28 protein-coding genes are annotated in these 26157 nt (G+C 55.4%); 16 read left to right on the top strand and 12 right to left on the bottom strand.

The annotated features are described in order from the left end of the window. Positions 1–18 precede the first annotated feature (18 nt). A complete protein-coding gene (locus ACR0NN_RS01530) occupies positions 19–690 on the bottom strand; it encodes a PAS domain-containing protein (RefSeq protein WP_170719004.1) in 672 nt (223 codons plus the stop codon). A gap of 232 nt (positions 691–922) precedes the next feature. On the opposite strand from ACR0NN_RS01530, the gene ACR0NN_RS01535 reads away from it, so the two are divergent. From ACR0NN_RS01535 to phoB, 10 genes are all read left to right on the top strand, one after another. Beyond that, positions 923–1813, top strand: coding sequence for a YicC/YloC family endoribonuclease (locus ACR0NN_RS01535; RefSeq protein WP_170719006.1), 891 nt, complete (start codon positions 923–925; stop codon positions 1811–1813). 15 nt (positions 1814–1828) lie between these two features. After that, the gene (gmk, locus tag ACR0NN_RS01540) at positions 1829–2470 is read left to right on the top strand and encodes a guanylate kinase (RefSeq protein WP_170719008.1); all 642 of its coding nucleotides are present in this window, start codon (positions 1829–1831) and stop codon (positions 2468–2470) included. Next, positions 2467–2988, top strand: coding sequence for a gamma carbonic anhydrase family protein (locus ACR0NN_RS01545; protein ID WP_170719009.1), 522 nt, complete (start codon positions 2467–2469; stop codon positions 2986–2988). Before gmk ends, ACR0NN_RS01545 begins: the two co-directional genes overlap by 4 nt. Before the next feature lie 6 nt (positions 2989–2994). Beyond that, positions 2995–4026 carry an ATP-binding protein gene (locus ACR0NN_RS01550; RefSeq protein ID WP_170719012.1) on the top strand — a complete coding sequence of 344 codons (1032 nt, stop codon included), beginning with the start codon at positions 2995–2997 and terminating at the stop codon, positions 4024–4026. A gap of 170 nt (positions 4027–4196) precedes the next feature. After that, positions 4197–5237 carry a substrate-binding domain-containing protein gene (locus tag ACR0NN_RS01555; protein ID WP_170719014.1) on the top strand — a complete coding sequence of 347 codons (1041 nt, stop codon included), beginning with the start codon at positions 4197–4199 and terminating at the stop codon, positions 5235–5237. Between the two features lie 90 nt (positions 5238–5327). Further along, a complete protein-coding gene (pstC, locus tag ACR0NN_RS01560; protein WP_170719016.1) occupies positions 5328–6800 on the top strand; it encodes a phosphate ABC transporter permease subunit PstC in 1473 nt (490 codons plus the stop codon). After that, positions 6797–8128 carry a phosphate ABC transporter permease PstA gene (gene pstA, locus ACR0NN_RS01565; protein WP_480683764.1) on the top strand — a complete coding sequence of 444 codons (1332 nt, stop codon included), beginning with the start codon at positions 6797–6799 and terminating at the stop codon, positions 8126–8128. Before pstC ends, pstA begins: the two co-directional genes overlap by 4 nt. Before the next feature lie 12 nt (positions 8129–8140). Next, complete coding sequence (pstB, locus tag ACR0NN_RS01570) at positions 8141–8938, top strand: phosphate ABC transporter ATP-binding protein PstB (protein WP_480683766.1); 798 nt, start codon at positions 8141–8143, stop codon at positions 8936–8938. A gap of 16 nt (positions 8939–8954) precedes the next feature. Then, positions 8955–9659 carry a phosphate signaling complex protein PhoU gene (gene phoU / locus ACR0NN_RS01575; RefSeq protein ID WP_170683840.1) on the top strand — a complete coding sequence of 235 codons (705 nt, stop codon included), beginning with the start codon at positions 8955–8957 and terminating at the stop codon, positions 9657–9659. Between the two features lie 13 nt (positions 9660–9672). Beyond that, positions 9673–10362: a phosphate regulon transcriptional regulator PhoB gene (phoB, locus tag ACR0NN_RS01580; RefSeq protein ID WP_170683841.1), complete on the top strand. Its 690-nt coding sequence runs from the start codon at positions 9673–9675 to the stop codon at positions 10360–10362. Here phoB and ACR0NN_RS01585 read toward each other — a convergent pair. Continuing rightward, positions 10359–11270: a LysR family transcriptional regulator gene (locus ACR0NN_RS01585; protein ID WP_480683768.1), complete on the bottom strand. Its 912-nt coding sequence runs from the start codon at positions 11268–11270 to the stop codon at positions 10359–10361. The two genes, phoB and ACR0NN_RS01585, sit on opposite strands and share 4 nt — an antisense overlap. A 98-nt stretch (positions 11271–11368) precedes the next feature. Between ACR0NN_RS01585 and ACR0NN_RS01590 the strand changes: the two genes are divergently transcribed. Continuing rightward, positions 11369–12598 (top strand): acyl-CoA dehydrogenase, encoded by a 1230-nt coding sequence (locus ACR0NN_RS01590; RefSeq protein ID WP_170719026.1) that lies wholly within the window; start codon positions 11369–11371, stop codon positions 12596–12598. Positions 12599–12730: 132 nt separating this feature from the next. Then, on the top strand, positions 12731–13498 hold the full coding sequence (locus ACR0NN_RS01595) for an SDR family oxidoreductase (protein WP_170719032.1): 768 nt from the start codon (positions 12731–12733) through the stop codon (positions 13496–13498). Here the strand turns inward: ACR0NN_RS01595 and ACR0NN_RS01600 are convergent. From ACR0NN_RS01600 to ACR0NN_RS01615, 4 genes are all read right to left on the bottom strand, one after another. Beyond that, positions 13495–14361, bottom strand: a complete 867-nt coding sequence (locus ACR0NN_RS01600) for an acyl-CoA thioesterase (RefSeq protein WP_170719034.1) — start codon at positions 14359–14361, stop codon at positions 13495–13497. The two genes, ACR0NN_RS01595 and ACR0NN_RS01600, sit on opposite strands and share 4 nt — an antisense overlap. 48 nt (positions 14362–14409) lie before the next feature. Further along, on the bottom strand, positions 14410–15627 hold the full coding sequence (locus ACR0NN_RS01605; RefSeq protein ID WP_170719037.1) for a serine hydrolase domain-containing protein: 1218 nt from the start codon (positions 15625–15627) through the stop codon (positions 14410–14412). A 116-nt stretch (positions 15628–15743) separates the two neighbouring features. Then, complete coding sequence (locus ACR0NN_RS01610) at positions 15744–16784, bottom strand: phosphotransferase family protein (RefSeq protein WP_170719039.1); 1041 nt, start codon at positions 16782–16784, stop codon at positions 15744–15746. Positions 16785–16801: 17 nt separating this feature from the next. Further along, positions 16802–17620 carry an SDR family NAD(P)-dependent oxidoreductase gene (locus ACR0NN_RS01615; RefSeq protein WP_170719041.1) on the bottom strand — a complete coding sequence of 273 codons (819 nt, stop codon included), beginning with the start codon at positions 17618–17620 and terminating at the stop codon, positions 16802–16804. 128 nt (positions 17621–17748) lie between these two features. Between ACR0NN_RS01615 and ACR0NN_RS01620 the strand changes: the two genes are divergently transcribed. From ACR0NN_RS01620 to ACR0NN_RS01630, 3 genes are all read left to right on the top strand, one after another. Then, entirely contained in the window at positions 17749–18750 is a 1002-nt protein-coding gene (locus tag ACR0NN_RS01620) for an NADPH:quinone oxidoreductase family protein (RefSeq protein ID WP_170719043.1), read from the top strand. Positions 18751–18878: 128 nt separating this feature from the next. Then, entirely contained in the window at positions 18879–19328 is a 450-nt protein-coding gene (gene aroQ / locus ACR0NN_RS01625) for a type II 3-dehydroquinate dehydratase (RefSeq protein WP_170719046.1), read from the top strand. Beyond that, positions 19325–20077: a LuxR family transcriptional regulator gene (locus ACR0NN_RS01630; protein WP_170719048.1), complete on the top strand. Its 753-nt coding sequence runs from the start codon at positions 19325–19327 to the stop codon at positions 20075–20077. Before aroQ ends, ACR0NN_RS01630 begins: the two co-directional genes overlap by 4 nt. A 373-nt stretch (positions 20078–20450) precedes the next feature. Here ACR0NN_RS01630 and tsf read toward each other — a convergent pair whose 3' ends face one another. The 5 genes from tsf to ACR0NN_RS01655 form a co-directional block, all read right to left on the bottom strand. Beyond that, positions 20451–21326: a translation elongation factor Ts gene (gene tsf / locus ACR0NN_RS01635; RefSeq protein WP_170683857.1), complete on the bottom strand. Its 876-nt coding sequence runs from the start codon at positions 21324–21326 to the stop codon at positions 20451–20453. A 76-nt stretch (positions 21327–21402) separates the two neighbouring features. Further along, complete coding sequence (rpsB, locus tag ACR0NN_RS01640; RefSeq protein ID WP_170375336.1) at positions 21403–22203, bottom strand: 30S ribosomal protein S2; 801 nt, start codon at positions 22201–22203, stop codon at positions 21403–21405. A 167-nt stretch (positions 22204–22370) separates the two neighbouring features. Next, positions 22371–23225, bottom strand: a complete 855-nt coding sequence (olsA, locus tag ACR0NN_RS01645; protein ID WP_170719050.1) for a lyso-ornithine lipid O-acyltransferase — start codon at positions 23223–23225, stop codon at positions 22371–22373. Continuing rightward, positions 23212–23967 carry an L-ornithine N(alpha)-acyltransferase gene (gene olsB / locus ACR0NN_RS01650; RefSeq protein ID WP_170683861.1) on the bottom strand — a complete coding sequence of 252 codons (756 nt, stop codon included), beginning with the start codon at positions 23965–23967 and terminating at the stop codon, positions 23212–23214. Before olsB ends, olsA begins: the two co-directional genes overlap by 14 nt. Positions 23968–24071: 104 nt before the next feature. Continuing rightward, on the bottom strand, positions 24072–24254 hold the full coding sequence (locus ACR0NN_RS01655) for a DUF3553 domain-containing protein (RefSeq protein WP_170393080.1): 183 nt from the start codon (positions 24252–24254) through the stop codon (positions 24072–24074). 42 nt (positions 24255–24296) lie between these two features. Between ACR0NN_RS01655 and ACR0NN_RS01660 the strand changes: the two genes are divergently transcribed. Next, positions 24297–24893: a histidine phosphotransferase family protein gene (locus tag ACR0NN_RS01660; RefSeq protein ID WP_170719052.1), complete on the top strand. Its 597-nt coding sequence runs from the start codon at positions 24297–24299 to the stop codon at positions 24891–24893. On the opposite strand, the gene ACR0NN_RS01665 is transcribed toward ACR0NN_RS01660, so the two are convergent. Then, a complete protein-coding gene (locus ACR0NN_RS01665; protein ID WP_480683774.1) occupies positions 24890–26152 on the bottom strand; it encodes a glutamate-5-semialdehyde dehydrogenase in 1263 nt (420 codons plus the stop codon). The two genes, ACR0NN_RS01660 and ACR0NN_RS01665, sit on opposite strands and share 4 nt — an antisense overlap. Positions 26153–26157 lie beyond the last annotated feature (5 nt).

The raw sequence follows: 26157 nt of genomic DNA on the forward strand, positions 1-26157 counted from the left end.
TTTGCCCGTCGTTTTTATTTAGTCGTCCCGTGACGATACCAGCCGCAGGTGTGGTGCGCCTTTGAACGTGGCCTCCGCCTCGGCAAATCCTTCTGCATGTTCTGGTGTCGTTATTGGTGGCCGTTGCAGATCGGAAACTGTGTTCACGCGATGATCCGAGACAATGAAACGGCGTGGAGTTACGCCGATAGCACCATCACTGACCATGACCCCAAGAATACGACTGACATCGCCAAGATCGCTTTTGAGCGGAAGCAGGATCATGCGGGCCTGCAGATTGACGCGACCTAGCTTCCCTTTGGAAAGCAAGCCCAGCTCCGCGACGGCCGGATTGGTCAAGACTTGATCCAATAGAGATTTGACGTTGTCGCGCGCGCTCGGTTCGAAAAATGACGTCAACGGCATACCGCGCACTTCCATGCCCGCCAGTTTGTTCAGATGGCTACCGGCCAATCTAAACCGGGCCAAACCAGGCGCGATACGTTCCAGTATGAATGTGTATTCCAGAATATTTTCCAGCCCGCGCGGATCAATCTGTGATCGCATGGGTACGCCTTCACCCGTCAGCAAGGCGGTCCAATAGGCTTCGGCCTGACGAATGGGTGAGAGGCTTCGCCCGCTGTCAAATCGGTCCATTGCGACGATCTTTCCAAATTCTGAGCCGGAGCCAGTCCCGAAAAAGGTTTTCATTTCATCACCCTACCGTCAATCACTCGCGATTTTCCTAAAATGCCGTCTACTGGGCAAAGCTGCGATCCGCCAGCCTTTCTGATGGGCAGATTGACACGGGTTAATACAATTTTGGAGTATTTCTTTAACGAATGGTTAACCTCTCGATTTCTGGTGCGAATTGAGCAAGGACTTGCCCCTTGCTGGCCAATGGCATTAGGTGCGACCAACAAATCTGACGGAAAGGGCAGGCATGATCAAATCCATGACCGGTTTCGCTGCGGGCAAGGGGACGTTCGGACCTCACAGCTGGACGTGGGAATTGCGCAGCGTTAATGGCAAGGGTCTGGATTTGCGTTTGCGTCTGCCGGACTGGTTAACCGGGCTTGAGGCGGCGTTGCGAGTTGATCTGTCAAAGCAGATCAATCGTGGCAATGTTACGTTGTCGCTTCGACTGAGCCGTGAAGAAGCTGCTTCGGACATTCAGTTAAATGCGCCGGCGATGGAGGCCGCGCTGGACGCGCTGGCCCAAACCGAAGCCTTGGCGGGTGCGCGGGGTGTTCTGTTGGCGCCGTCCAAAGCCAGCGATCTTCTGGCCCTGAAGGGCATGTTGGAGGCGGGGAGTGATGCTGATGATCCGACCCCGCTTGTTGAACAGCTGAAATCGGAATTCGGTGCTTTGTTGGCTTCCTTCCTTGAGATGCGCGGCACCGAAGGCAAGGCCTTGGCGGGTATCCTGGGTGGGCAACTGGATCAGATTTCAAAGCTGACGGAACAGGCTGCTGAACTGGCCAAACGTCGCCGTGGGGAAATGGAACAAAACTTGCGCGATAATCTCGCCCGCATTCTGGACAATGCGCAGGGTGCAGACCCGGAACGGGTCGCGCAAGAGCTTGCGTTGATAGCGGTCAAAGCGGATATCACGGAAGAGATCGATCGTTTGATCGCACATGTCGCAGCAGCGCGCACCTTACTGGCGCAAGACGGCCCCGTTGGGCGCAAGCTGGATTTCTTGATGCAAGAATTCAACCGCGAGGCCAACACTCTCTGCTCGAAATCGCAGAATGCCGAACTGACTGCAGTTGGATTGGAACTGAAGGCAGTCATCGATCAGATGCGCGAGCAAGTACAGAACGTGGAATAAGGACGGGAACATCACATGGCGGATCGCCGAGGTCTATTAATCATTCTGTCCTCTCCATCTGGTGCGGGCAAATCCACTCTGGCACGACGCCTGATGCAGTGGGATGTCGGACTTGAGTTCTCTATCTCGGCCACCACCCGCGCCCCGCGTCCGGGCGAGGAGCATGGGCGCGAATATTACTTCCTGTCCGAGGACGAGTTCAAACAGCAGGTGGCGGATGGGCAGATGCTGGAGCACGCACATGTTTTCGGCAACTTCTATGGCTCACCTGCGGGGCCGGTGCGCGAGTCTATTACCCAAGGGCGCGATGTGCTGTTTGATGTGGATTGGCAAGGTGAGGTCCAAATCCGCAACTCTGACTTGGGCAAACATGCGCTCTCGATATTCATCCTGCCGCCCTCCATCCGCGAGCTTCGGCGCAGGTTGGAAGGGCGCGGACAAGACAGCGAGGATGTGATCGCCAAGCGGATGCTGAAAAGCTGGGATGAGATCAGCCACTGGGGGTATTACGACTACGTGCTGATCAATGATGATCTGGATTCGACCGAAGAAAAACTGAAAACGATTGTCAGTGCCGAACGCATGCGCCGCATACAACAACCCAGCCTGCAAAACCACATCCGCTCGTTGCAGACCGAGTTTGAGGGCCTATCATGACCATCTATGCTTTGGGCGAACACGCGCCTCAGATTCACGAAGATACATGGGTCGCCCCTGATGCCAATCTGATTGGCAAAGTGGTGCTGGAGAAGCGTGCGTCGGTCTGGTTCGGATGCACCATACGCGCGGATCACGAGGAAATCCGTGTAGGCGCCGGCAGCAACGTGCAGGAAAACTGCGTGATGCATATAGATGCGGGCTATCCACTGACCATTGGGCAGAATTGCACAATTGGACATAAGGTCATGCTGCACGGCTGCACGATCGGGGACAATACGCTGATCGGTATGGGTGCCATCGTCCTGAATGGTGCGAAGATTGGAAAACACTGCCTGATCGGGGCTGGGGCGTTGATCACCGAAGGCAAGGAAATTCCCGATAACTCGCTGGTCATGGGATCGCCCGGCAAAGTGGTCAGACAGATAGATGAGACTGCAGCGCAAAAGCTGACGCTGAGCGCGCTCCACTATCAAGACAACATGCGCAAGTTTCGTGAAACTCTGCGACCGGTCTGATCTGGTATGACTGACAATCTGCTTGCCGAACTTGTTTCCGCCATTCCGCTGCCCGCGTTGTTGGTTAGTCAGAATGAACGCATTCAAGCCGCCAATACTGAGGCGCAAACACTGCTGGGCGGTGCAATAGAGGGCAGGCATTTTGCCACCATCCTGCGCCAACCACAGGTCATCGAAGTGATCGAGCAGTGCCTGCGTTCGAAGCAGCCCGGTACTGCGAGGCACCTGTCCAATGACGGGGCGCAAGACACAACATTCGAAGTTCAGTGCCGATATATCAGCGGTACCGAAGCCGTTCTGGCGGTGTTTCAGGATGTCACATATCTGGAACAAGCGGGTCAGATGCGGCGTGATTTTGTTGCGAATGTCAGTCATGAACTGCGCACACCGCTAACTGCTTTGATGGGCTTCATCGAAACTCTGCGGGGTCCGGCCCGTGACGATACCGCTGCTCGTGATCGCTTTCTGCAGATCATGACGGATGAGGCCAATCGGATGAATAGATTGGTTGGGGATTTGCTGTCGCTCAACCGCGTCGAAAGTGAAGAGCGGGTCAGACCAAAAGAACCGCTGGAACTGACTGGGCTCATCCAGTCGACATTGAACACACTGCGTCCCTTGGCGGATGACGCCAGTGTAACCGTTTCGCTTGATGCGCCGGCAGAGCCCGTCACGATGATCGGCGATAGCGATCAGTTGCGTCAGGTCATTACCAACCTTGTCGAAAATGCAATCAAATATGGCGGCGGGGGCGGCAATGTCGAAGTGGTTGTGCGTCTGTTCGAGCGGGATACCGCAATGCGTGGTCCCGCTGTTCGAATCAAGATCATAGATCAGGGCCCGGGTATCGATGCCAAACATCTGCCGAGGCTAACCGAGCGATTCTATCGTGCCGACAATCACCGTTCGCGTGAGTTGGGCGGGACAGGGCTGGGGCTCGCCATTGTTAAACACATCGTCAACCGGCACCGTGGTCGGCTGCGCGTTGAAAGTGAATTGGGTCAGGGTGCCACATTCACCGTAATCTTGCCCCGTTAAACGCAAGGCTATCGATGCTGACCCACCGTCAAGTTAAGAATTTCTGAGAAATTCGTGAGTTGTCATGAAACCGTTACATACCTGTCACAAAAGGCTTACGCGCGAGTCATAGTGCTGCGCGCAGATCATCATGAGGGTGATCAGTACCCATCATTCTCAAGGAGACTGAAATGTCCTTTGTAAAACTGTCGGCTTCTGCGCTGGCAATCGCCGCCGTCTCGGCAACCGCTGCTGCCGCACGTGACAATGTTCAGGTTGCCGGTTCGTCGACCGTACTGCCTTATGCTTCGATCGTAGCTGAACTGTTCGGTGAAAACACAGATTTCCCGACCCCGGTTGTAGAATCGGGCGGTTCCTCGGCTGGTCTCAAGCGGTTCTGTGAAGGCGTTGGCGAAAACACAATCGACGTTGCAAACGCATCGCGCGCAATCCGCGAAAAAGAAATCAAAGCCTGTGCTGAAAACGGCGTGACTGACATCATGGAAGTGCGCATCGGTTATGACGGCATCGTATTTGCAAGCCAGCAGTCGGGTCCGGCCTTCACTGCGTTCCAGCCTGCAGACATCTACAATGCGATCGGCTCGAAAGTCATGAAAGATGGCGCGCTGGTCGACAACAGCTTCAACAGCTGGGCCGAGTTCAACGGCGACCTGCCGGATGTTGAAATCGCCATGTTCATTCCGGGCACCAAGCACGGCACCCGTGAAGTGTTCGAAGATAAAGTTCTGCTGGCAGGTTGTGAAGCGACCGGCGCCATGGAAGCCATGGTCGCAGGCGGCATGAGCGAAGATGACGCCGAAGACGCGTGCCTCGATGTCCGTACTGACGGCAAGTCGGTCGATATCGACGGTGACTACACCGAAACCCTGGCTCGTATCGACACCAACCCCAACGGCATCGGCGTGTTTGGTCTGGCGTTCTATGAGAACAACACCGACAAGCTGAAAGTCGCGACCATGGGCGGTATCGCACCGTCGACCGAGACCATCGCGTCGGGTGAGTACCCTGTTTCGCGCCCGTTGTTCTTCTACGTCAAGAAAGCGCATATCGGCGTGATCCCTGGCCTGAAAGAATACGCTCAGTTCTTTACCGCTGACGAAATCGCAGGTGGTTCGGGCCCGCTGGCCAACTATGGCTTGGTTGCTGACCCTGAGCTGGCCAAAACTCAGGACGCAATCGCGAACGAAGTGACCATGGGTTCGGGCAGCTAAACCGGAACATAAGGTTACGCATCTGGGGCGGCCGCAAGTGTCGCCCCAAAGCATCTTTAAGAAGTCCCGATCAAGACCCGTGGGGGTAGTATGCCGATAATTTGGCTTTTCCTGATCGTCATCGCGATCTCTGCAGTCGGATTTTTCCTTGGGCGTTCGCGTGCTTTGCGTAGCGCCGGAGGTGACAGCCGAAATCTGCACTCACTTCCAACGTTTTATGGCGCAAATGTCGCCCTGAAAACGGTCGTTCCAGCGATCGGTCTGTTGATCGTCTGGTTGCTTGTGCAACCGCTATACGTGAATTCTCAGGTCTCCGAGATGATCCCTGAATCAGCCATCAAAGAAGGTTCGTCGCTGAGCCTTGTGATGGCCGAGGTGCGCCGCACCGCCAGTGGGTTGGACAACGCTGTAGCTCAAGGCTTGCTGACAGAGACCTCCGCGGGTGATGCAAACGCAGATATTGCTGAAATCACTCAGACGCTGAAGGACGCAGGGCAGGTTGTAACCTCGGACATAACGCAACCTGTACTACACGCAGCGCAGAGATATCGGGTCATGAATGCGACCGGATATGCCATCATGTCGGTTCTCGTCATTTTGATCGCGCTGGCCGGTGCCGCATTCAGCTGGTGGCAAACCCACTTGGAATACCGCGCGCGCAATGTCGTTGAGCAGGGCGTTCGTGTCCTCTTGCTTGCCGCAGCGTCAGTTGCGGTGCTCACGACGGTTGGCATCGTATTGTCGCTGGTCTTCAACACTTGGGAGTTCTTCAAACTCTACCCCGCATCCGAGTTCTTTTTTGGTACAACCTGGGCGCCCAGCTTTTCGGGCCGAGGTGGAGCATCCGATCTGGGCATTATCCCGCTGCTCTGGGGCACATTCTACATCTCGCTAGTCGCGCTGCTTGTCGCTGTGCCGATTGGTTTGTTCGCTGCCATTTACCTCAGCGAATATGCCTCGCCCCGTGTGCGCGCATTCGCTAAACCTTTGCTTGAGGTTCTGGCTGGTATTCCCACCATCGTTTACGGTCTCTTCGCCCTGCTGACTGTCGGCCCACTGCTGCTGAGCGTTTTTGGCGATGACGGATTGGGTTGGATGAAAGCTGGTACAGCGGTGATGACCGCTGGTCTGGTCATGGGCATCATGCTGATCCCGTTCGTTTCTTCCTTATCTGACGACATCATCAATGCGGTGCCACAGGCGATGCGTGATGGGTCCTATGGGCTGGGTGCCACTCAGTCCGAGACAATTCGCCAGGTCGTTTTACCGGCAGCCCTTCCGGGGATCGTAGGTGCGATCCTTCTGGCCGCCTCGCGCGCTATTGGTGAGACCATGATCGTGGTTCTTGGGGCAGGGGCGGCGGCCCGGCTGGACCTCAACCCCTTTGAGGCCATGACCACCGTCACCGCAAAAATCGTCAGCCAGTTGACTGGGGACGCTGATTTCGCCTCGCCCGAAGCCCTTGTGGCCTTCGCGCTTGGCATGACCTTGTTCATCCTCACATTGGGGCTGAACGTTTTCGCCCTTTATATCGTGCGTAAGTATCGGGAGCAGTACGAATGACCGACGCCAGTATGCAAAGCCCCGAAACCGGTCATCACGCGGTTTCGCTTACGGCGACTGACGCACGGACCAAGAAACGCGCAGCTGCCGAAAAACGGTTTCGCGCTTATGGTATCGTCGCAATCGCAACCGGACTGTTCTTTCTTGTCGTGTTGTTTGCCTCGATCCTGTCGCAAGGTATCCCGGCTTTCCAGCGCACGGTCGTAAGCGTAGAGTTCACCCTGACGCCAGCCCAACGCGATGAGGCTGAGGGCACGTTGTTCAAGACCAAGGCCTATTCCGATCTGTTCATCGCAGAGCTGAACAAGGATCTGGCCGAAAGCGGAATCACCGTTGATTTTGACGAAGCCGCGATCGAGCGTTTGCTGGGCAAAGTTGGCGGTAAGATCCGGACATTTTATGCCAATAACCCAAACAAACTGGGTGAGCCGATCATGTTCGATCTGGCAGCCTCAAGTCGGGTAGATGGGTATTTCAAGGGCCGTGTGTCGCGTGACACCTTGCAAGATAGTCGCTTTTTGCAGCTCAGCGATCTGGATCTGGTCGATGCGTTGAAAGAGGCGGGGATCATCAAACAGGCATTCAACTGGCCCTTCATTACCGGCGCGGATTCCGGAGTGGATAACCCCGGTGGGGCAGGTATCGGTGCTTCGGTCGTGGGCTCGTTCTTCATGATGCTGGTGGTGCTGTGCCTCTCGCTGCCGATCGGGGTCGCTGCGTCGATCTATCTGGAAGAATTCGCGCCGCAAAACAAATTCACTGACCTGATCGAGGTCAATATCTCGAACCTCGCAGCTGTTCCATCGATCGTTTTCGGTATTCTTGGCCTGGCTGTGTTCATCCAGTTCATGCACCTTCCGCAATCGGCGCCGCTGGTTGGCGGTCTCGTGCTGACGCTGATGACGCTGCCGACAATCATCATCTCAACCCGCGCATCACTTAAGGCCGTGCCGCCGTCGATCCGTGATGCGGCACTTGGGGTAGGGGCCTCGAAAATGCAGGCCGTGTTCCACCACGTGCTGCCACTGGCTGCACCCGGTATTCTGACCGGCACTATCATCGGTCTGGCACAAGCGCTGGGTGAAACAGCCCCGCTGCTGCTGATCGGCATGGTGGGCTTTGTTGCCCGCGGCTATCCCGATGGATTTCTGGCAGGTTTTACCGAACCGAACTCGGCCATGCCCGCGCAGATCTACACTTGGGCCGCGCGCGCTGACGTGGGGTTCTATGAGAAAGCCTGGGGCGGGATCATCATCCTTTTGATGTTCCTGCTGACCATGAATATCATCGCAATCATCCTGCGCCGCCGCTTTGAACGCCGCTGGTAAATGGAGGCTACAATGAATGACATGACACGAGTGGAGAGAACCGTGGACTCCAAAGACATCAAGATCAACGCCAAGAATGTTCAAGTCTACTATGGCGACACCCACGCGATCAAAGACGTGAATGTCGATATCGAAGACAAGACGGTCACGGCCTTTATCGGCCCGTCAGGTTGCGGTAAATCAACCTTCCTGCGTTGCCTCAACCGGATGAACGACACGATTGATATCTGCCGGGTCAAGGGTGATATCCTGCTGGATGGCGAAGACATCTATGACAAACGTGTCGATCCGGTTCAGCTGCGTGCCAAGGTGGGGATGGTATTCCAGAAACCGAACCCGTTCCCCAAGTCGATTTATGACAACGTGGCTTACGGTCCACGCATCCATGGACTTGCGAAGAACAAGGCCGAACTGGATGAGATCGTTGAAAAATCCCTGCGTCGCGGTGCGATCTGGGATGAGGTCAAGGATCGTCTGGATGCCCCCGGCACGGGCCTGTCAGGTGGCCAGCAGCAACGTCTGTGCATCGCCCGCGCTGTAGCGACAGAACCCGAGGTTCTGCTAATGGATGAGCCATGCTCGGCGCTCGACCCGATTGCAACTGCGCAGGTCGAGGAACTGATTGACGAGCTGCGATCGCGCTACTCGGTGGTGATCGTCACACACTCGATGCAGCAGGCTGCGCGAGTCAGTCAGAAGACCGCATTTTTCCATCTGGGTAACTTGGTTGAATTTGGTGAGACCGGTCAGATCTTCACCAACCCGGAAGACCCCCGGACTGAAAGCTATATCACCGGCCGGATCGGCTGAGCACAGGATTATTGCAATGAGCAGCGAACAACATATTGCATCGGTTTTCGACCGGGATCTCGAGGCCATTCAGGCGCATATCATGAAGATGGGCGGGCTGGTCGAAGCCGCCATCATGGGCGCCGCGCGGTCGTTGGAAACTCGCGACGAAGAACTCGCCAAAGAAGTACGACAAGGCGACAAGGCCATCGATGCCTTGGAAGAGCTGATCGATGAGGAAACCGCGCGACTGATCGCTCTGCGTGCTCCGACAGCGGGTGACTTGCGACTGGTGCTGTCGGTCCTGAAAGTTTCGGGCAACCTGGAACGGATCGGTGATTATTCCAAGAATATTGCCAAACGCACGACCGTTCTGGTCAATGCTGGTGAAATCAACGGCAGCGCCGCCGCCTTGCGCCGCATGGCGCGTGAGGTTGAGTTGATGCTACGCGATGCGCTCGACGCCTATATCCAGCGCGATGCCGAACTGGCAGCGGATGTGATCGAGCGCGATCTGGAAGTGGACCAGATGTATAACGGCTTGTTCCGCGAGTTTCTGACCTTCATGGCCGAAGACCCGCGCAACATCTCATCCTGCATGCATCTGCATTTCATTGCCAAAAACATCGAGCGTATGGGGGATCACGTGACCGCCATCGCCGAACAGGTGGTTTACCTGGTCACCGGCGAGCGCCCCAGCGAAGCCCGGCCTAAGGCCGACAACACCTCGCAAACGATCTAGGAGACCGTCCGTCATGTCCGCTGATCAACCTACAGTTCTGGTGGTTGAAGACGAGTTGGCCCAGCGCGAAGTCCTCGCCTACAATCTGGATGCCGAAGGGTTTCGCGTGATACGCGCAGCCAACGGGGACGAAGCCTTGTTGTTGGTCGAAGAAGACCGCCCGGATATCATTGTGCTGGATTGGATGATGCCCAATCTCAGCGGGATCGAGGTGTGTCGCCGCCTGAAAACGCGGCCTGACACCCGTTCGATCCCGATCATCATGTTGTCGGCCCGATCCGAAGAGGTTGACAAGGTGCGCGGTTTGGAAACCGGTGCAGATGATTATGTGGTCAAGCCTTACTCAGTCGTTGAACTAATGGCCCGCGTGCGGACACAACTGCGCCGCGTGCGACCTGCCACGGTGGGGATCCGGTTGGAATTTGACGACATTATCCTGGACTCTGAGACCCACAAGGTCAGCCGCGACGATAAGCTTCTTAAGCTGGGCCCGACTGAATTCCGCCTGCTGAGCACATTCATGGAAAAGCCTGGGCGGGTCTGGAGCCGCGAACAACTGCTGGATCGAGTTTGGGGCCGCGACATCTATGTCGATACGCGGACCGTCGATGTGCATATCGGACGCCTGCGCAAGGCTTTGACCCAGCATGGTGGCGCAGATCCTGTGCGAACGGTGCGCGGGGCAGGGTACGCGTTGGGTTAACGCGGCAGAACCTCTTCTGGCTGCGCCTGCGAGGCTAGCCAGTGCCGGAAACTACGCAGCGCTTCATCACCAGACTTTTCGCGCGGCCAAACCAGATAATAGGCGCCCACGGTTTCAATTGCATCTGGAAAGGCTGCAACCAATCTGCCAGTCGCCAAATCCTGTTCGATCAAATAATTCGGCAGCAAGGCGACGCCCAGCCCGTGAAGCGCGGCTTGATTGATCGTAGTGAACTGGTCGTGCACCGTGCCGGGCAGGGGGTGCGGATGTTCGACGCCCATCTGCTGAAACCAATCCTGCCACGCGCGCGGTCGTGTCTGGATATGAAGCAAAGGCAATTTAAGCAATTCACTTGGTGCGTTAGGTGATCCTTGCGGTAGCAACTCGGGTGCGCAGACAGGTAAAACCCGCTCAACACTCAGCAACAGCCGATCGGTTCCGGGCCAATCAGGTTCTCCAAAATGTAACGCTGCATCAAAGGGTTTTGACGCAAAGCTGAACGGTCGTAGCCGTGTTGTCATGTTGATTGTGATATCTGGATGCAGACGCGCAAACTCGGGCAGGCGGGGAACCAACCAGCGCATACCGAATGTCGGTAATATCGCTAGGTTCAATGTCCCGCCTACCGGTGCAACATGTAGCTTAAGCGCCGCTTGTGCGATCTGGGCCAAGGCCGGCCGAATTTCACGAACATAGTCCTGTCCGGCCTTTGTCAGAGACAGCCTTTTTCGATCGCGGCTCACCAACTCAGCGTCTAGATGCGCCTCAAGCGTCTGAAGCTGTCGGCTAACGGCGCTTTGCGTCAGAGCCATTTCATCTGCAACGGCTGAGGCTGACCCAAGCCGGTCCAAGGCTTCGAGCGCGCGTAGCGCAGAGATCGGTGGTAGAATAGGGCGTTTGGGTCGCATCTATGCGTTTTGATCATGAAAATATGCATATGTCTCGCTTTTTTTTGCGAAAAACTCAGGATATGGTTGCGCCAACTCACACCGACCGGAGAATTAGAATGAACGCTCCAGAAGCTAAGCCTGTCTTGCGCGCGAAGGATGCCCCCGAGCTTGGGGCTTTCAATTGGGATGATCCGTTCCGTCTGTCCGACCAGTTGGAAGAGGATGAACGTCTGATCGCCGACAGCGCGCGTGCGTATGCTCAAGAAAAACTGCAACCGCGTGTCACCAAGGCCTTTCAGAACGAAGAGACCGATCCGGGGATCTTTCGCGAGATGGGAGAGATGGGCCTGCTCGGCACAACAATCCCCGAGGAATATGGCGGCATCGGTGCGGGCTATGTGACTTATGGTCTGGTTGCGCGCGAGGTTGAGCGGGTGGATTCTGGCTATCGCTCGATGATGTCGGTGCAAAGCTCGTTGGTGATGTATCCCATTTATGCGTACGGCACCGAAGAACAACGGCGCAAATACCTGCCAAAACTGGCCAGCGGTGAGTGGATTGGCTGCTTTGGCCTGACAGAACCTGACGCTGGGTCTGATCCTGCGGCAATGAAAACCCGCGCCGAGAAAATCGACGGCGGCTATCGTTTGACCGGCAGCAAGATGTGGATTTCAAACGCGCCGATTGCTGATGTATTTGTGGTCTGGGCGAAGTCGGATGCACATGACGGTAAAATCCGAGGGTTTGTTCTGGACAAAGGCACTAAAGGCCTAAGTGCACCGAAGATCGAAAACAAGTTGAGCCTGCGAACCTCGATCACTGGTGAAATTGTTTTGGATTGCGTCGAAGTGGACGAGGGCGCACTGCTTCCTCATGTGCAAGGCCTCAAGGGGCCGTTTGGTTGTCTGAATCGCGCGCGCTATGGCATCAGCTGGGGCGCTATGGGAGCTGCCGAATGCTGCTGGCATGCGGCGCGTCAATATGGCTTGGACCGCAAGCAGTTCAATCGACCCTTGGCGCAGACGCAGCTATATCAACGTAAATTGGCAGAAATGCAGACAGAAATTTCACTGGGTCTGCAAGCAAGCCTGCGCGTTGGGCGTCTGATGGACCAAGCCGAAGCCGCGCCCGAGATGATATCGATCATTAAGCGCAACAACTGTGGCAAAGCTCTGGATATCGCTCGGATGTCTCGTGACATGCATGGGGGCAACGGGATATCGTTGGAATTCCAAGTGGTGCGCCACATGATCAATCTTGAGACAGTCAATACCTATGAAGGCACGCATGATGTCCATGCCTTGATCCTGGGGCGGGCACAAACGGGTCTTCAGGCGTTCTTTTGAAGACTAGCTCAATTATTGCATAATCGGTATTATGTAAAAATATAACTGGCGAACCATAGTCCCATTGATCGCATTGGCTGTGGTTTACCAACATGTTACGATGCGCACGTAATTTAGAGCCCGGATGTTGCTATGGATCTAAATGGAAAGACCGTTGTTATAACCGGCGCTGCAAGTGGCATCGGTAAAGGTTTGGCCGAACGGTTCTCAGTTGAAGGCGCGCGTGTCATTTGCGCCGATATCGATCTTGAAGGAGCACGGTCTGTAGCGCGGCAAATTGGTGGTACTGCCTTTAGTTGTGATGTCTCCAAAGAAAACGATATTCGTGTACTGATTGAGACGGTTGAAGATACGATTGCTCCGATTGATCTATTCTGTGCCAATGCCGGTATATTGACCTTTGGCGGGCTCGATGTGCCGGACGAAGATTGGGATCGCATCTGGCGGATCAACGTTATGTCTCATGTCTGGACGGCAAGGCATTTGATCCCACGAATGTTGGCACGTGGCAGCGGTTATCTGATGGTCACGGCGTCCGCCGCCGGATTGCTCAACATTCCCGGAGCCGCGCCATATGGCGTGACCAAACATGCGGCCGTGGGTTTTGCTGAATGGGTCGCGCTGACGTACCGCGACCGCGGAATTCGGGTTTCAGTGTTATGTCCGCAAGCCGTGCGCTCTGAGATGACACGCGGATTTGAGGATTCGGTTGCAACAATTGATGGGATGCTTGAACCCGCTGATGTTGCGCAGTCCTGCGTCGAGGCGCTTGCGGAAGAGCGGTTTTTAATCCTTCCGCATCCGCAAGTTTCGGACTATGTGCGCCTGAAAGCCGAAGATCATGATCGATGGCTGGACGGAATGAATAAGATTGATCAGCAGTTTGTAAGAGATATCTAAGGCGATTTTCGACGCCTTAAAAGGCCTTCCTGCGCTACTGATGCAATCAAAGTGCCATCTTGGGCATAGATCGAGCCGCGGTTAAAGCTGCGCCCCTGCCCTGTCCATGGCGATTCCATCTTGTAGAGATGCCAGTTCTGAAATTGAACGGGTGCATGAAACCAGATTGCGTGATCAAGACTCGCGCCGTCGATCTCGCCAGTAAACCAGCTTAGCCCATGAGGACGCATTCCTGAGCTCAGCAAGCTCATGTCTGAGGCATAGGCCAGAAGTAGATGCTGTGTAATCGTATCCGCGTGATTGGCTGCATTCATTCGAAACCAAATATGGTTCTTGTCGTCTGCCTTGGCGGGCGAAAACAAGTCTAACGGGTCGATCTCGCGCACTTCGATTGGACGTTCGCGCAACAGTTCCGGCTTTAGTTTGTCTGGTACGCGATCCAGATAGTTTTCGCGCAATTCATCGCGCGACGGATAATGTTCAGGCACATCGACCTGAGGAATAGGATGCTGATGATCCCAACCATCATCCTGTTTATGGAACGAGGCCGACATGTTCAGGATTTGCTTGCCATGCTGAATCGCAACCACGCGACGGGTCGTAAATGAACGTCCATCTCGCGCGCGATCCACTTGATATATAACAGGAATCGAAGGATCGCCCGGTCTAATAAAATAGGCATGTAAGGAATGACAGAGCCGTCCTTCAACCGTTCTGTAAGCCGCTGCGAGAGCCTGTGCAATCACCTGCCCACCGAAGATGCGCGTCGGTGTTTCCCCGCCTGAACCGGTTCCGCGAAACAAATCGACTTCGAGGCGTTCGATATTCAGCAGATCAAGCAGTATGCGTTCGGCTTCGGTCATTCTGGGGTCTCCGGCGTCTTGGCTTTTCCGGTATCACCCTAAATCGGATCATTCAACGAGCGCTGCGTGAACAAGTGCTTTTAGCTCCGCGCGCGATGGATAGGAGCTGGATGGCGACAGCTGGGTGAAAAACACAGTCGAAAGCGCGTTGATCGGATCAATCCAGAAATAGGTTGAGGCCATTCCACCCCAACCATAATCACCGATCGAGCCTGGGGCTTTGGTGCGCGATGGATTCAGAAGCACTGCGCCACCGATACCGAACCCTGTACCTTCCATGGGTTGTTCGGCAAAGCTTTGGGGTCCCATGGATGCAATGTCGCCCGGTAAGTGATTGCGAAACATAAATTCTACAGTCTTTGGGCCCAGCAGGCGTTCGCCATTGCCAGCTCCGTTGTTCCTCAGCATTTCGGCAAACTTGCTGTAGTCGTCGATCGTACTGATCAATCCGCCGCCACCGGAAAAGGTTGTGGTCGATTCAAATGGAGTTTGCCCGGCGCTGTCTACCAATCGGAGAGTTTCGCCGCCGGATTTGGCTGCGTTCAGTGCCATCGCATCTCCTTCCAGCGGTGTATATAGCGACGCAAATCGGTCCCCTGCCCCTGCAGGGACCGAGAACGCGGTTTCCTTCATCCCGAGTAGTTGGAAAATGTTCTCGTCGAAGAATACATCCAGCGATTTGCCTGACACAACTTCGATCACGTGGCCGATTACATCAATTCCGACCGAATACTCCCATCGTGTACCGGGTTGAAACGCCAAGGGTAATTCCGCCAACACTTTGACCCGATCCGCCAGAGGGCCCTGTTGCGCGGAGAAAATCAGATCCAGTTCATCCATTGCTTCGGGCAGCAGGCCAGGATTGAACGGATAGCTTAGCCCGCTGGTATGCGTCAGCAACTGATGCAGGCTTGGAGTTGGTGCGTCCTCGGTCTGATCAATACTTGTCGCATTTGGCGCTAGCACCTTCATGGTCGCAAATTCTGGCAGAAACTCGGAAACAGGCGCATCGAGATGAAACAACCCCTGCTCGACCAGCATCATCAGTGCGACGGATGTCACGGGCTTGGTCATCGAATATATCCGAACCAGACTGTCGCGCTGAAACTCAAGGTCGTTTTCGATACAGCGGCGACCACAAGCGTGAAAGAAGGCCTCTTGCCCATGCTGATGTATCAGAAGTGCGCTGCCAGCATATTTCCGCTGGTCGACATATCTCTGCATCCACTTGCGAATATGCATCTGCGCAGTCGGATCAAGTCCCATATATCGGCTCCGTGTTCGTTGGGTCGATCTTGCATGCCGACTGAATGCAGTAACAGATTAATCTGCCTGTTTCAGCCCATTTACGATGACTTGACGTTTGGTTCAGAGAATTCCCCTTATGTCTGATTCAACGCGGATAACCCGTGCTGCGCAAAGATTGGAACATATGCACCAAACGCGCGCGCCCTTGCCGGGTCCGATGCGTTGCCGTCGAGCGCACGTTTATAGACACCTTGCAGAATACCAGCCATGCGGAAGAAGTTGAAAGCAAGGTAGAACCCAAAATTCTCGATCCCCGGCAAACCGCGACGCGCGCAATAGTCGGCGATAAAGGCCTGATCAGAGGGCAGGCCCAAGCTTTCACGATCAACACCGGCCAGACCTCGGCCTTGTTTGCCGGGTGGCAGTTGCCACTGCATGATGACCGCCGCCAAATCCGCATAAGGATGCCCGATGGTTGAAAGTTCCCAATCCAGCACGCCAATGCAGGCTGTTCCGTCGGTTTCAAACATCAGATTGTCGATGCGGTAATCGCCGTGTACCAGTGTTCTTTGATTGTCATCAGCAGGGATCTGCGACTCCAAAGCAGAAATCAACTGGTTCATATCAGGAATGATTTCGGTTTCAGACGCGCGATATTGCTTTGTCCAACGGGCAATCTGCCGCTCGAAATAGTTGCCGGGCGGTCCGTAATCGGTAAGGCCTGCAGCATCGATTTCGACCATATGCAATTCGGCCAGCACGCGGTTCATTTCTTCCAGAACACCCGTGCGCGTTTCGTTGTCTTCACCCTGCATGACGGGGTCAACAAACGTGCGTCCTTGCAGATGTTCCATCACATAGAAGGCCGACCCGATGACTTCGTCGTCTTCGCAAAGCAGGTAAACCTTGGGTACAGGCACGTTACTGCCCGCTAACGCTGCCAAAACGCGAAACTCTCGATCCACCGCATGAGCAGATTTCAATAGAACCCCAGGGGGTTTGCGCCTTAAAACATAAGACTTGGTCGGAGTACGCAGCAGATAGGTAGGGTTGGACTGGCCAACGGTAAACTTCTCCGCTTCAAGTGGGCCGTTAAATCCATCAAGGTGTGATTTAAGATAAGCATCAACAGCGTTGATATCCAGAGACGTATCGCTCAGTTGTTTCTCAGTCATTTGATGTGAACCGGTCGTTACTGGGCATCGGCAAAGATATTACCCGCCGTTTGTACGTTGATCCCACCTGAGACCGGGATCACCGCACCGGTGACATAACTGCCGCCACGGCCACACAGGAACAGCAGGCATCCCGCAATATCTTCGTCTCGACCAACGCGGCCCAGCGGGACACCCTTGCCCACCAAATCACGCTTGGTTTCGTCTTCGGTCGCAAAGGCCGTCATGCGCGACACGAACGGCCCCGGAGCTAGCGCATTTACTGTGACCCGATAAGGCGCCAGTTCTTTTGCCATGATCTTTGACAGGTGGATCACCGCTGCTTTTGAGGCGGAATAGCTGTAGGCCCCGTCTCCCATCGGGACCTCTCCCATAACAGAGCCCACATTGATCACCCGCGCCGGATCGTCGTCAGAAGCAGATTGCATCAGAAGTGGCAGCAGCTTCTGGGTCAGATCAAACACCCCTGCTACGTTGACGGCCATAACCTTGTCCCATGCGGCACGGGGAAACTGGCCCATTGGCGCCCCCCATGTAACGCCAGCATTATTCATCAGTATTTCAAGTGATTGGGTGCGTTTCTTGACCTCATTAACCAGCGCATCGATACCCGTTTCATCGCCGATGTCGCCAGAAAACCCTTCGGCCGAGCCAGGCGCATCCAATGCATTCAACTCCGCCGCGACCGCTTCGCACGCGTCGCCTTTGCGCGAGGCTATCAATACATGCGCCCCGGCATAGACCAGTGCTTCGGCTGCCATTCGGCCAATTCCGGTGGCGCCGCCTGTCACCAATGCCGTTTTGCCGCTTAGCGAAAACAATGTCTCAGGGGTCATGCGTTCTCCTTTTTGAAATTCGATACGATACACTCGACCTTGCGGAACCGGACGAGCGATTGCCTTGACAATGCTTGTCAGCAATCCAACGATTTCAATTCACGCGAAGCAAGAGGCAAGTAGAGAACATGCAGGCATTACTCAGCGTCACACCAGGCGGTCCGGAAACATTGGAATTGACTACCTTGCCTGATCCGACCCCAAAAGCGGGCGAAGTCGTTGTACGTATCCGCGCCGCTGGCGTAAATTTTCCTGATACATTGATGATCCGAGACCTGTACCAAATGAAACCGCCCCGCCCTTTTGCCCCTGGTGGCGAAATCGCAGGCGAAATTAGCTCGGTTGGCGAAGGTGTAACCGATTTCGCGCCCGGTGACCGTATTCTCGCGCTGTCCGGACATGGCGGGTTTGCTACGCATCTGACGCTCAATCCTGCGACCGCTGTCAAAATTCCAGATGCAATGCCATTCGAAGACGCCGCATGCTTCATCTTTACCTATGGCACATCTTACCACGCTCTCAAGGACCGTGCTCAGCTGCAGCCAGGAGAGTCTGTTTTGATCCTTGGGGCAGCAGGCGGTGTTGGGTCTGCCGCGATCGAACTTGCCAAATCGATGGGCGCACGCGTCATCGCGGCGGTTTCTTCTGCGGATAAGGCGGAATTCTGCAAGAAGGTCGGTGCAGATGAGACGCTGATCTATCCGCGCTCGATAGATCGCGAGGCGCAAAAGGCCCTGTCTGGAGAGATAAAATCACTGGCCGGAAGTGGCGGCGTCGATGTTGTTTATGACGCCGTGGGTGGAGACTACGCACAGCCCGCACTGCGCAGCATGGCTTGGGGCGGGCGCTATCTTGTCGTTGGATTTCCCGCGGGTATTCCCAGCATTCCGTTGAATCTGACGTTACTCAAGGGCTGTCAGATCGTTGGCGTGTTCTGGGGGGCTTCGGTGCTTCGCGATCCGAAGGGGCACGCACAGAACATGGCTGAATTGTTTGGGATGTATGCCGTGGGAAAGATCGCGCCACGCATCAGCGCAAAATTTCCGCTGGAACGCGCAGCCGAAGCAATCAGCATGCTGGAACGGCGCGAAGCTCTCGGTAAAGTTGTAGTGACGATGGAGGATATCTGAACTGTGCCTGCGTTGAGCTGTTGCGTCAAAACCGATGCGACAACGATGCTCTACCCCTAAGAGAGAAGGCCGCTAGACGCCTCTTGGATTCATGTTTATGAAAAAAGGAAGATGGGGACAGTTTGAAGATGCACAATATCCTGGTTCTGAATGGTCCGAACCTGAACTTGCTGGGCACGCGACAACCCGAAGTTTACGGCGCGACCACGTTGCAGATGATCGAAGATCTATGCGTGGCGCATGGCCAGTCGTTGGGCCAAAATGTCACTCATTTCCAATCCAATCATGAGGGCGCGTTGATTGATGCAATCCATGCTTCTCGTAGTACTCAGGACGGCATTGCCCTGAATGCAGGCGCGTTCACGCATACTTCGGTGGCGTTGATGGATGCGATTTCTTCTGCCGAAGTCCCGGTGGTTGAGGTGCATTTGTCCAACATTCATGCCCGTGAAGCATTTCGGCATAAATCATATATCGCGCCTGTTGCTATTGGGCAGATCTGCGGATTTGGCGCGCAAAGCTATGTGTTGGCGCTGAATGCGCTCGCCGCTCACCTGGCTGAGAGAGGCACGGGATGAACCTCAAAGAGTATCTCAATTTCCTCAGCTACGCGAAAACGCTCGAAGAGCTTTGGGATGCGCATTGCCGACAGATGGCGAAGTTTGGGTTTGACCGGCTCTTATACGGTCACACCCAATATCGCACGGCGACATCATTGGGTGATCCAGAGGACTTTGTGATCCTGACCAACCATTGCCAGCGGTATCTGGATGGCTTTCTGCGGTCGGGCCTCTATTTTCATGCCCCAATGCTGAAATGGGCCCTAAACAATGACGGGGCCGCCAGTTGGAGCATGATCCACGACATGATGTCCAGCGGCGTTATGTCTGAAGAAGAAATCAGGGTGTTTGAGTTTAATAAATCCCTTGGTGTTTCAGCTGGTTATACGGTCAGCTTCAACTCGATCTCAATGCGGTCCAAGGGCGCGATCTCACTTGCGGCACGGGAGCATGGCCAGCAAGAAATGGATGAGGTCTGGAAAAAGCATGGCGAAGACATTTTGCTGATGAACAATGTCGCGCATCTGAAAATCCTCACCCTGCCCTACAATGCACCGAACCGTGCATTGACCAAGCGTCAGCGCGAGGCGTTACAATGGGTCGGTGATGGCAAGACAACCCAAGACATCGCATTGCTTATGGGGTTGACCTCTGCAACTGTTGAAAAACACCTACGCTTGGCGCGTGAGGCACTGTCTGTTGAGACTACGGCGCAAGCAGTACTTAAGGCTGCTTTGCAGAATCAGATGTTTGTTATGGAAGCATGACCCTATTTTGACGCTAAATTGCGTCAAATTGACCTAGGGTAAGGAATACATGACTTTCCGAATCTTACGATAAAATTGCAAATTGATATTGTTCCGTGAGTGGTGGCTTTAGCCAGGGAACATTTTGATTGGATCTTTGTAATTCCAAAGCTCTCTGATCGCTCTGACACCGAGGCGTCTATTCGTCCACGTCTCTTTGTCGGAATTTTTGAGGGGCCCTTCCATCCCCATCATGCGGGGCCCCTCAATTCAGCACTTTCTTCCATCATCTAATTGCTGCGCGCCGCTGCGCAGTTGGCATGAAAAAACCCGGCTGCATTGCGCAACCGGGTTTGTTTTTTCGCAGCCTCACGTGTGGAGGCTGCGTCAGACTTTAGCCCTGAGCGGCCTTGGCAACCTCGGCCGCGAAGTCTTCTTTTTCAACCACGATGCCTTCACCAACTTCCATGCGGACAAATCCGGTGATGGTGGCGCCTGCTTCTTTGGCCGCCGCTTCGACGGTCAGGTCGGGGTTCACGACAAATTGCTGGTTCAGCAGAGTCGATTCGGCGACGAACTTCTTCATTCGGCCTTCGATCATCTTCTCGATCACCTGCTCCGGCTTGCCGGATTCGCGGGCGATGTCCATCTGAACCTGCTTTTCTTTCTCGACAACAGCCGGATCCATGTCGGCTTCGGACAGAGCTGCCGGGTTCACAGCCGCGATGTGCATCGCAACCTGCTTGCCAATCGCTTCGTCACCACCTGACAAGGCTACCAGCACGCCAATTTTGCCCATGCCATTTGTCGCTGCGTTGTGGACGTAAGACACAACAGTGTCGCCCGACAGTTTCGACATGCGGCGTACCGACATGTTTTCACCGATGGTAGCGATTTTGTCAGTCAGCGTGTCCGCAACCGATTTGCCGCCCAGATCAGCAGCCAGCAGCGCGTCAACGTCATCAACGCCTTCGGCAGCATAGGTGATCTTGCCAACCATTTCCTGGAACTCGCCGTTCTTCGCAACAAAGTCGGTTTCCGAGTTCACTTCGACTGCCACACCGTTGTTACCGTTCACGTGAACAGCAACCAGACCTTCGGCTGCGGTACGGCCCGATTTCTTCGCCGCTTTGGCCAGGCCTTTAGTACGCAGCCAGTCGACGGCTTCGTCCATGTTGCCGCCGGTTTCGGTCAGCGCTTTTTTTGCGTCCATCATGCCTGCGCCGGTCGAGTCGCGCAGTTCTTTAACCATTGCTGCTGTGATTGCCATCTTTTGGCTCTCCTCAATTCAAACGGAATTGGGGCAGGTCTACCCTGCCCCATATGTCATTTACGTGACGGGCAGCTTACGCTTCGGCTTTGGCTTCCGGCGCGGCTTCTTCTGCGGGTGCTTCTTCGGCAACGGCTTCCTCAACCGGAGCTTCTTCGAATGCACCCAAGTCAACGCCTGCTGCACCCATCTGTGCAGTCATACCGTCCAGAGCGGCACGTGCGGCCAGATCGCAGTACAGCGCGATTGCGCGGGCTGCGTCGTCGTTGCCGGGGATGATGTAGTCAACACCATCGGGCGAGCAGTTGGTGTCGACAACAGCAACAACCGGGATACCCAGCTTGTTGGCTTCGGCGATGGCCAGTGCTTCTTTTTTGACGTCGATGACGAACAGCAGATCAGGAACGCCGCCCATTTCGCGGATACCGCCCAGCGACGCCTGCAGTTTGCCCTGGTCACGCTCCATGCCCAGACGCTCTTTCTTGGTCAGGCCTTCAGCACCCGATTCCATCGCTTCGTCGATCTGGTTCAGACGGTTGATCGACTGGGAAACGGTTTTCCAGTTGGTCAGCGTGCCGCCCAGCCAGCGGTGGTTCATATAGTACTGGGCCGATTTTTCAGCAGCTTCCGCGATCGGGCCAGCGGCCTGACGCTTGGTGCCAACGAACAGAACGCGGCCACCTTTTGCAACAGTGTCACGAACGGCCTGCAGCGCTTGATCCAGCATCGGAACGGTCTGGGTCAGGTCCATGATGTGGATGCCATTGCGCGAGCCGTAGATGAACGGGCCCATGCGGGGGTTCCAACGCTGTGTCTGGTGACCAAAGTGAACGCCAGCTTCCAGCAGCTGACGCATGGTGAACTCGGGAAGAGCCATGCTATGTTTCCTTTTCCGGTTTACGCCTGAGCGGGGGTGAAAGAAGCGGATGCTCCAACCGGCGGCCTTGATAAGGATGTCTCCCTCAAAAAGGCCAAACCCCGCCTGCGGGTTTGAATGGCGCGCGTATACGGCAGGTTTAGCAGCAGCGCAAGGGCCAAATGCCCTTATTTTTCAAGCCGCGCCAGCGAATGCGCATGACGTACAGCCTCTTCACAATGAGCCGCCAGCGCTTTGCGGTTTTCAAAGTCGCTAACCTTGGCTGGCGCGTGGTAGATCAATTCCACGGTACCTTGCCGCCGGGCGCCCAAAGTCTTCAGCAAATGCGGTCCGAATTCCATGTCGCCCCACCAGCCATAAAACCTTTCGGGTTGTCCTTCGGGTGCGTGAAAGATGACCGATACCGGTTGAACATACATGAACTCTCGCAATTCTTCAGTGAAGAACGCCGCAAAGAGAGTTGTTTTAAATGGTAAAACCCGAAGACCGTCTGTCGAGGTGCCTTCGGGAAAGAACAACAGCTTGTGCCCGGCTTTCAGACGCTCTTCAAACACCCTGGTCTGTTCACGGGCCTTTTTGCGATCGCGCTTGATAAACACAGTACCTGTTGCGCGCGCCAGCCAGCCTATGCCGGGCCAATTCGCGACCTCGGCTTTTGACACGAAATACACACGCTTACGCGCATTCAGCGCAAAGATATCCAGCCACGACGTATGGTTGGCAACCACTGCCCCACGTTCCCGCATCAATCTACCAGAGGTGCGAAAACCGATCCCAAGGAATCGAAACGCATTGCGACAAACGAATTGTGAAATGAATGGCGTCACCGGCCGTTGAACGCCACAAAGCGGGCGTTCGATCAGGCGTGTGACGAGTAAGACGAGCAACCCTCCAAACACCAGAAGGGCTAGTGGCAGGCCGCGAAGGACCACCAAAACCCAGCCCAAGAATCCAAGCTCAATGGGATCAGGTGCATCTTCGCTCTGCCAGGAGGGATCACTCACCGGTTCAAGCTCCGCCATAGATGCGCCGCTGACGCTCATTCATGCGGTTTGTGTCCAGGATCAGGCACACGTCCGTGGTGTTGAATGCATGATCGATAAACGCCCCTTCGCCCACGAAACCGCCCAATCGAAGATACGCTTTGATCAGCGCAGGCACCTGCACCATCGCAGCACGCCGATCCAGTGCATCTGGTGGCAATAGATCCATGGGTTGAAACACATCGGGTTGCGCCCGAACCTTTAGATCTGGCGGGGCAAGATGGTTGTGATGCAGCATCGATAACGGTTGCGCCAGTTTCTGCACGTCGATTCCGTGGAAACTCGCCACACCAAACAAGACCTCAATCTCGCGCTCGGAGACATAGGCGGCCAAACCATTCCACAAATGATACATCGCAGTGCCGCCGCGGTAGTCCGGATGAACACACGAACGTCCGAGCTCCAGCAGTTTGCGACCACTTTGCTTGAGAACACTCAGATCGTACTCATCTTCGGAATAGAACTGCCCGAGTTCCGCCGCCCGTTCACCCGGGAGCAGTCGATAAACGCCGATCACCTCATCAGTTGTATCGTCTATGGCCAGCATATGATCGAAATATGGATCGAAGCGATCTTGTTCGAGCCCGGCCTCATGGTCGACCATCTCACCGCCGCCACCCAGTTCCCGGACGAACACGTCATAGCGCAGACGTTGGGCCGCCCGCAGTTCAGCCTCGTTTTCGGCCAATTTGACAGTGAATGAGGGGCCTTTGTCGGGCATCAAATATGTTCCATTATGTCGATTGCGCGCTGATAACGCGATTGCGCTGCCAAAGGCAACTCGCCCGCGTTTCGCCTGAGTTGTTAACCTTTCCTAAACCAGTTTCACGGATCAAAGACCGGCATCAGGGCTATGCGTGTCCCGTCGATCACCACTTTCCCCTGCTCGCGAAAGTTAACGGTGATCTTGCCTCCGATATTGGACTGCACCTGTCCAACGCCCCAATCGGGGAAATCGGGGTGGCGGACAAACATGCCCGGTGCAAGAATGGCATTCAGATCTGTCATATCGGGCCTCCGGGTCCAAGGCAGATGCAGCAGGAGGTACGCATGGGCGCGTCAGACGTCAACCTGGCCGAATTGATCGGCTCTCGGATCTGTCATGATCTGATCAGCCCTATCGGGGCGATCACCAACGGGCTTGAGCTGTTGGAGATGGTTGGCGCTGTTCAAGGTCCCGAGATGGAGCTGATTTCGGACAGCGTAGGCAGTGCAGGAGCACGCATCCGGTTTTTCCGCGTGGCCTTTGGCGCAGCCAGTGATCAGCCTCTGGGGCGAGCCGAGGTGGTCGAGCTATTGCGCGATGTCGAACAAGTAGGCCGGGTCAAGATCAGTTGGAACCTTACGGAACCCGTTCCGCGCAATCAGGTGAAACTGGCCTTTCTTGCCATCATGTGCTGCGAAAGCGCAATGCCCTTCGGGGGCGAGGTGGGGATTGAGACCAAAGGCGATGCATGGACAGTGACCGGTGTCGCTGACAAGCTAAGCCTCGACACAGGGCTGTGGCGAGGGGTCTCAACAGGGCGCTTCGCCGAAAAGCTTACCCCCGCTCAGGTGCAATTCGCCCTGTTGCCCAACACGGCTTTGGAGATGGGGCGTCGGGTTGAGGCAGAAACAACCTCAACCCAAGTGAAACTGCGGTTCTAGCCCCGTGTCGTACCGTTTCCACGCACCAGATATTTGAAACTGGTCAGCTGAGCAGCCCCAACCGGGCCGCGCGCGTGCATCTTGCCGGTGGCGATGCCGATTTCGGCACCCATGCCGAATTCGCCACCGTCTGCAAACTGGGTCGAGGCGTTGTGCATCAGGATCGCGCTGTCGAGCCGTTCGAAGAACCGTTCGGCGGCGGCGGGGTCTTCGGTCATGATGCAATCGGTGTGGTTTGAACCATGCTCGCGTATATGCGCGATGGCTGCATCGATATCTGCAACGGGGCGCGCTGCAATGATGCTATCGAGATATTCATTGCCCCAATCGTCATTCGACGCGGGAATGGTGTTTTCGATCGCCAGAACGCCCTCGGCATGCACTTCGACACCAGCAGCCAGCAACGCAGCGATCAGATCGCGGCCTAGAGTTTCAGAGACATCTTCATGGATCAGCAGGCATTCCGCTGCGCCGCAGATACCCGTGCGTCGGGTTTTGGCGTTCAGGACGACATCCAGCGTTTTCTGAGGATCAGCAGCCTTATCGACATAGATATGAACGATACCTTCGAGATGCGCAAAGACCGGCACACGCGCTTCGCGTTGCACAAGCCCAACCAGCCCCTTGCCACCACGAGGCACGATGACGTCGACATAATCGGTCATGGTCAAAAGCTCTTGCACCGCAGCGCGATCACGGGTGGGGACAAGCTGGATGGCATCTTCGGGAAGGTCTGCTGCTTTCAGCCCTTCAATCAGACAGGCATGGATTGCCTTAGAGGAATGGAAACCTTCGGACCCACCGCGCAGGATCACGGCATTGCCTGATTTTAGGCAAAGGGCCCCGGCGTCGGCCGTCACGTTGGGGCGGCTTTCGTAGATCACGCCGATCACGCCCAAGGGCGTGCGCACCCGCTGAATGTTCAGACCCGAGGCCATGTCCCATTCGGCCAGCACTTCACCTACGGGATCGACCTGATCAGCCACTGTGCGAAGCCCGTCGACCATGCCCTGAACACGCGATTCATCCAACATCAGGCGGTCCATCATCGCAGGGCTCAAACCTTTCTCGCGACCGAACTCCAGGTCTTTCTTGTTGGCTTCAATGATGTCGGAGCGATGGTTCCAAACCGCATCCGCCGCCGCAATCAGCGCTGCGTGTTTACGTTCGGCACTGGCAAAGGCAAGCTCTTGCGAGGCGGCTTTGGCGCGCGCACCAAGGTCGGCCATCATTGCGGGAATGTTGTCGAAGTCCTTCATCTCAT

Source organism: Ruegeria sp. BA2, from assembly GCF_056539605.1.

Bases quoted from the DNA above. Each gene is read 5' to 3' on its own strand.
- ACR0NN_RS01620 (WP_170719043.1), top strand. From the start codon at position 17,749: ATGCAGGCATTACTCAGCGTCACACCAGGCGGTCCGGAAACATTGGAA.
- ACR0NN_RS01530 (WP_170719004.1), bottom strand. From the start codon at position 690: ATGAAAACCTTTTTCGGGACTGGCTCCGGCTCAGAATTTGGAAAGATC.
- tsf (WP_170683857.1), bottom strand. From the start codon at position 21,326: ATGGCAATCACAGCAGCAATGGTTAAAGAACTGCGCGACTCGACCGGC.
- ACR0NN_RS01660 (WP_170719052.1), top strand. From the start codon at position 24,297: ATGGGCGCGTCAGACGTCAACCTGGCCGAATTGATCGGCTCTCGGATC.
- ACR0NN_RS01605 (WP_170719037.1), bottom strand. From the start codon at position 15,627: ATGGGACTTGATCCGACTGCGCAGATGCATATTCGCAAGTGGATGCAG.
- pstB (WP_480683766.1), top strand. From the start codon at position 8,141: ATGAATGACATGACACGAGTGGAGAGAACCGTGGACTCCAAAGACATC.
- gmk (WP_170719008.1), top strand. From the start codon at position 1,829: ATGGCGGATCGCCGAGGTCTATTAATCATTCTGTCCTCTCCATCTGGT.
- ACR0NN_RS01610 (WP_170719039.1), bottom strand. From the start codon at position 16,784: ATGACTGAGAAACAACTGAGCGATACGTCTCTGGATATCAACGCTGTT.
- ACR0NN_RS01590 (WP_170719026.1), top strand. From the start codon at position 11,369: ATGAACGCTCCAGAAGCTAAGCCTGTCTTGCGCGCGAAGGATGCCCCC.
- ACR0NN_RS01535 (WP_170719006.1), top strand. From the start codon at position 923: ATGATCAAATCCATGACCGGTTTCGCTGCGGGCAAGGGGACGTTCGGA.
- ACR0NN_RS01655 (WP_170393080.1), bottom strand. From the start codon at position 24,254: ATGACAGATCTGAATGCCATTCTTGCACCGGGCATGTTTGTCCGCCAC.
- ACR0NN_RS01595 (WP_170719032.1), top strand. From the start codon at position 12,731: ATGGATCTAAATGGAAAGACCGTTGTTATAACCGGCGCTGCAAGTGGC.
- phoU (WP_170683840.1), top strand. From the start codon at position 8,955: ATGAGCAGCGAACAACATATTGCATCGGTTTTCGACCGGGATCTCGAG.
- ACR0NN_RS01550 (WP_170719012.1), top strand. From the start codon at position 2,995: ATGACTGACAATCTGCTTGCCGAACTTGTTTCCGCCATTCCGCTGCCC.
- ACR0NN_RS01555 (WP_170719014.1), top strand. From the start codon at position 4,197: ATGTCCTTTGTAAAACTGTCGGCTTCTGCGCTGGCAATCGCCGCCGTC.
- ACR0NN_RS01615 (WP_170719041.1), bottom strand. From the start codon at position 17,620: ATGACCCCTGAGACATTGTTTTCGCTAAGCGGCAAAACGGCATTGGTG.
- pstC (WP_170719016.1), top strand. From the start codon at position 5,328: ATGCCGATAATTTGGCTTTTCCTGATCGTCATCGCGATCTCTGCAGTC.
- ACR0NN_RS01585 (WP_480683768.1), bottom strand. From the start codon at position 11,270: ATGCGACCCAAACGCCCTATTCTACCACCGATCTCTGCGCTACGCGCG.
- pstA (WP_480683764.1), top strand. From the start codon at position 6,797: ATGACCGACGCCAGTATGCAAAGCCCCGAAACCGGTCATCACGCGGTT.
- ACR0NN_RS01630 (WP_170719048.1), top strand. From the start codon at position 19,325: ATGAACCTCAAAGAGTATCTCAATTTCCTCAGCTACGCGAAAACGCTC.
- ACR0NN_RS01600 (WP_170719034.1), bottom strand. From the start codon at position 14,361: ATGACCGAAGCCGAACGCATACTGCTTGATCTGCTGAATATCGAACGC.
- aroQ (WP_170719046.1), top strand. From the start codon at position 18,879: ATGCACAATATCCTGGTTCTGAATGGTCCGAACCTGAACTTGCTGGGC.
- olsB (WP_170683861.1), bottom strand. From the start codon at position 23,967: ATGCCCGACAAAGGCCCCTCATTCACTGTCAAATTGGCCGAAAACGAG.
- ACR0NN_RS01665 (WP_480683774.1), bottom strand. From the start codon at position 26,152: ATGAAGGACTTCGACAACATTCCCGCAATGATGGCCGACCTTGGTGCG.
- ACR0NN_RS01545 (WP_170719009.1), top strand. From the start codon at position 2,467: ATGACCATCTATGCTTTGGGCGAACACGCGCCTCAGATTCACGAAGAT.
- phoB (WP_170683841.1), top strand. From the start codon at position 9,673: ATGTCCGCTGATCAACCTACAGTTCTGGTGGTTGAAGACGAGTTGGCC.
- rpsB (WP_170375336.1), bottom strand. From the start codon at position 22,203: ATGGCTCTTCCCGAGTTCACCATGCGTCAGCTGCTGGAAGCTGGCGTT.
- olsA (WP_170719050.1), bottom strand. From the start codon at position 23,225: ATGGCGGAGCTTGAACCGGTGAGTGATCCCTCCTGGCAGAGCGAAGAT.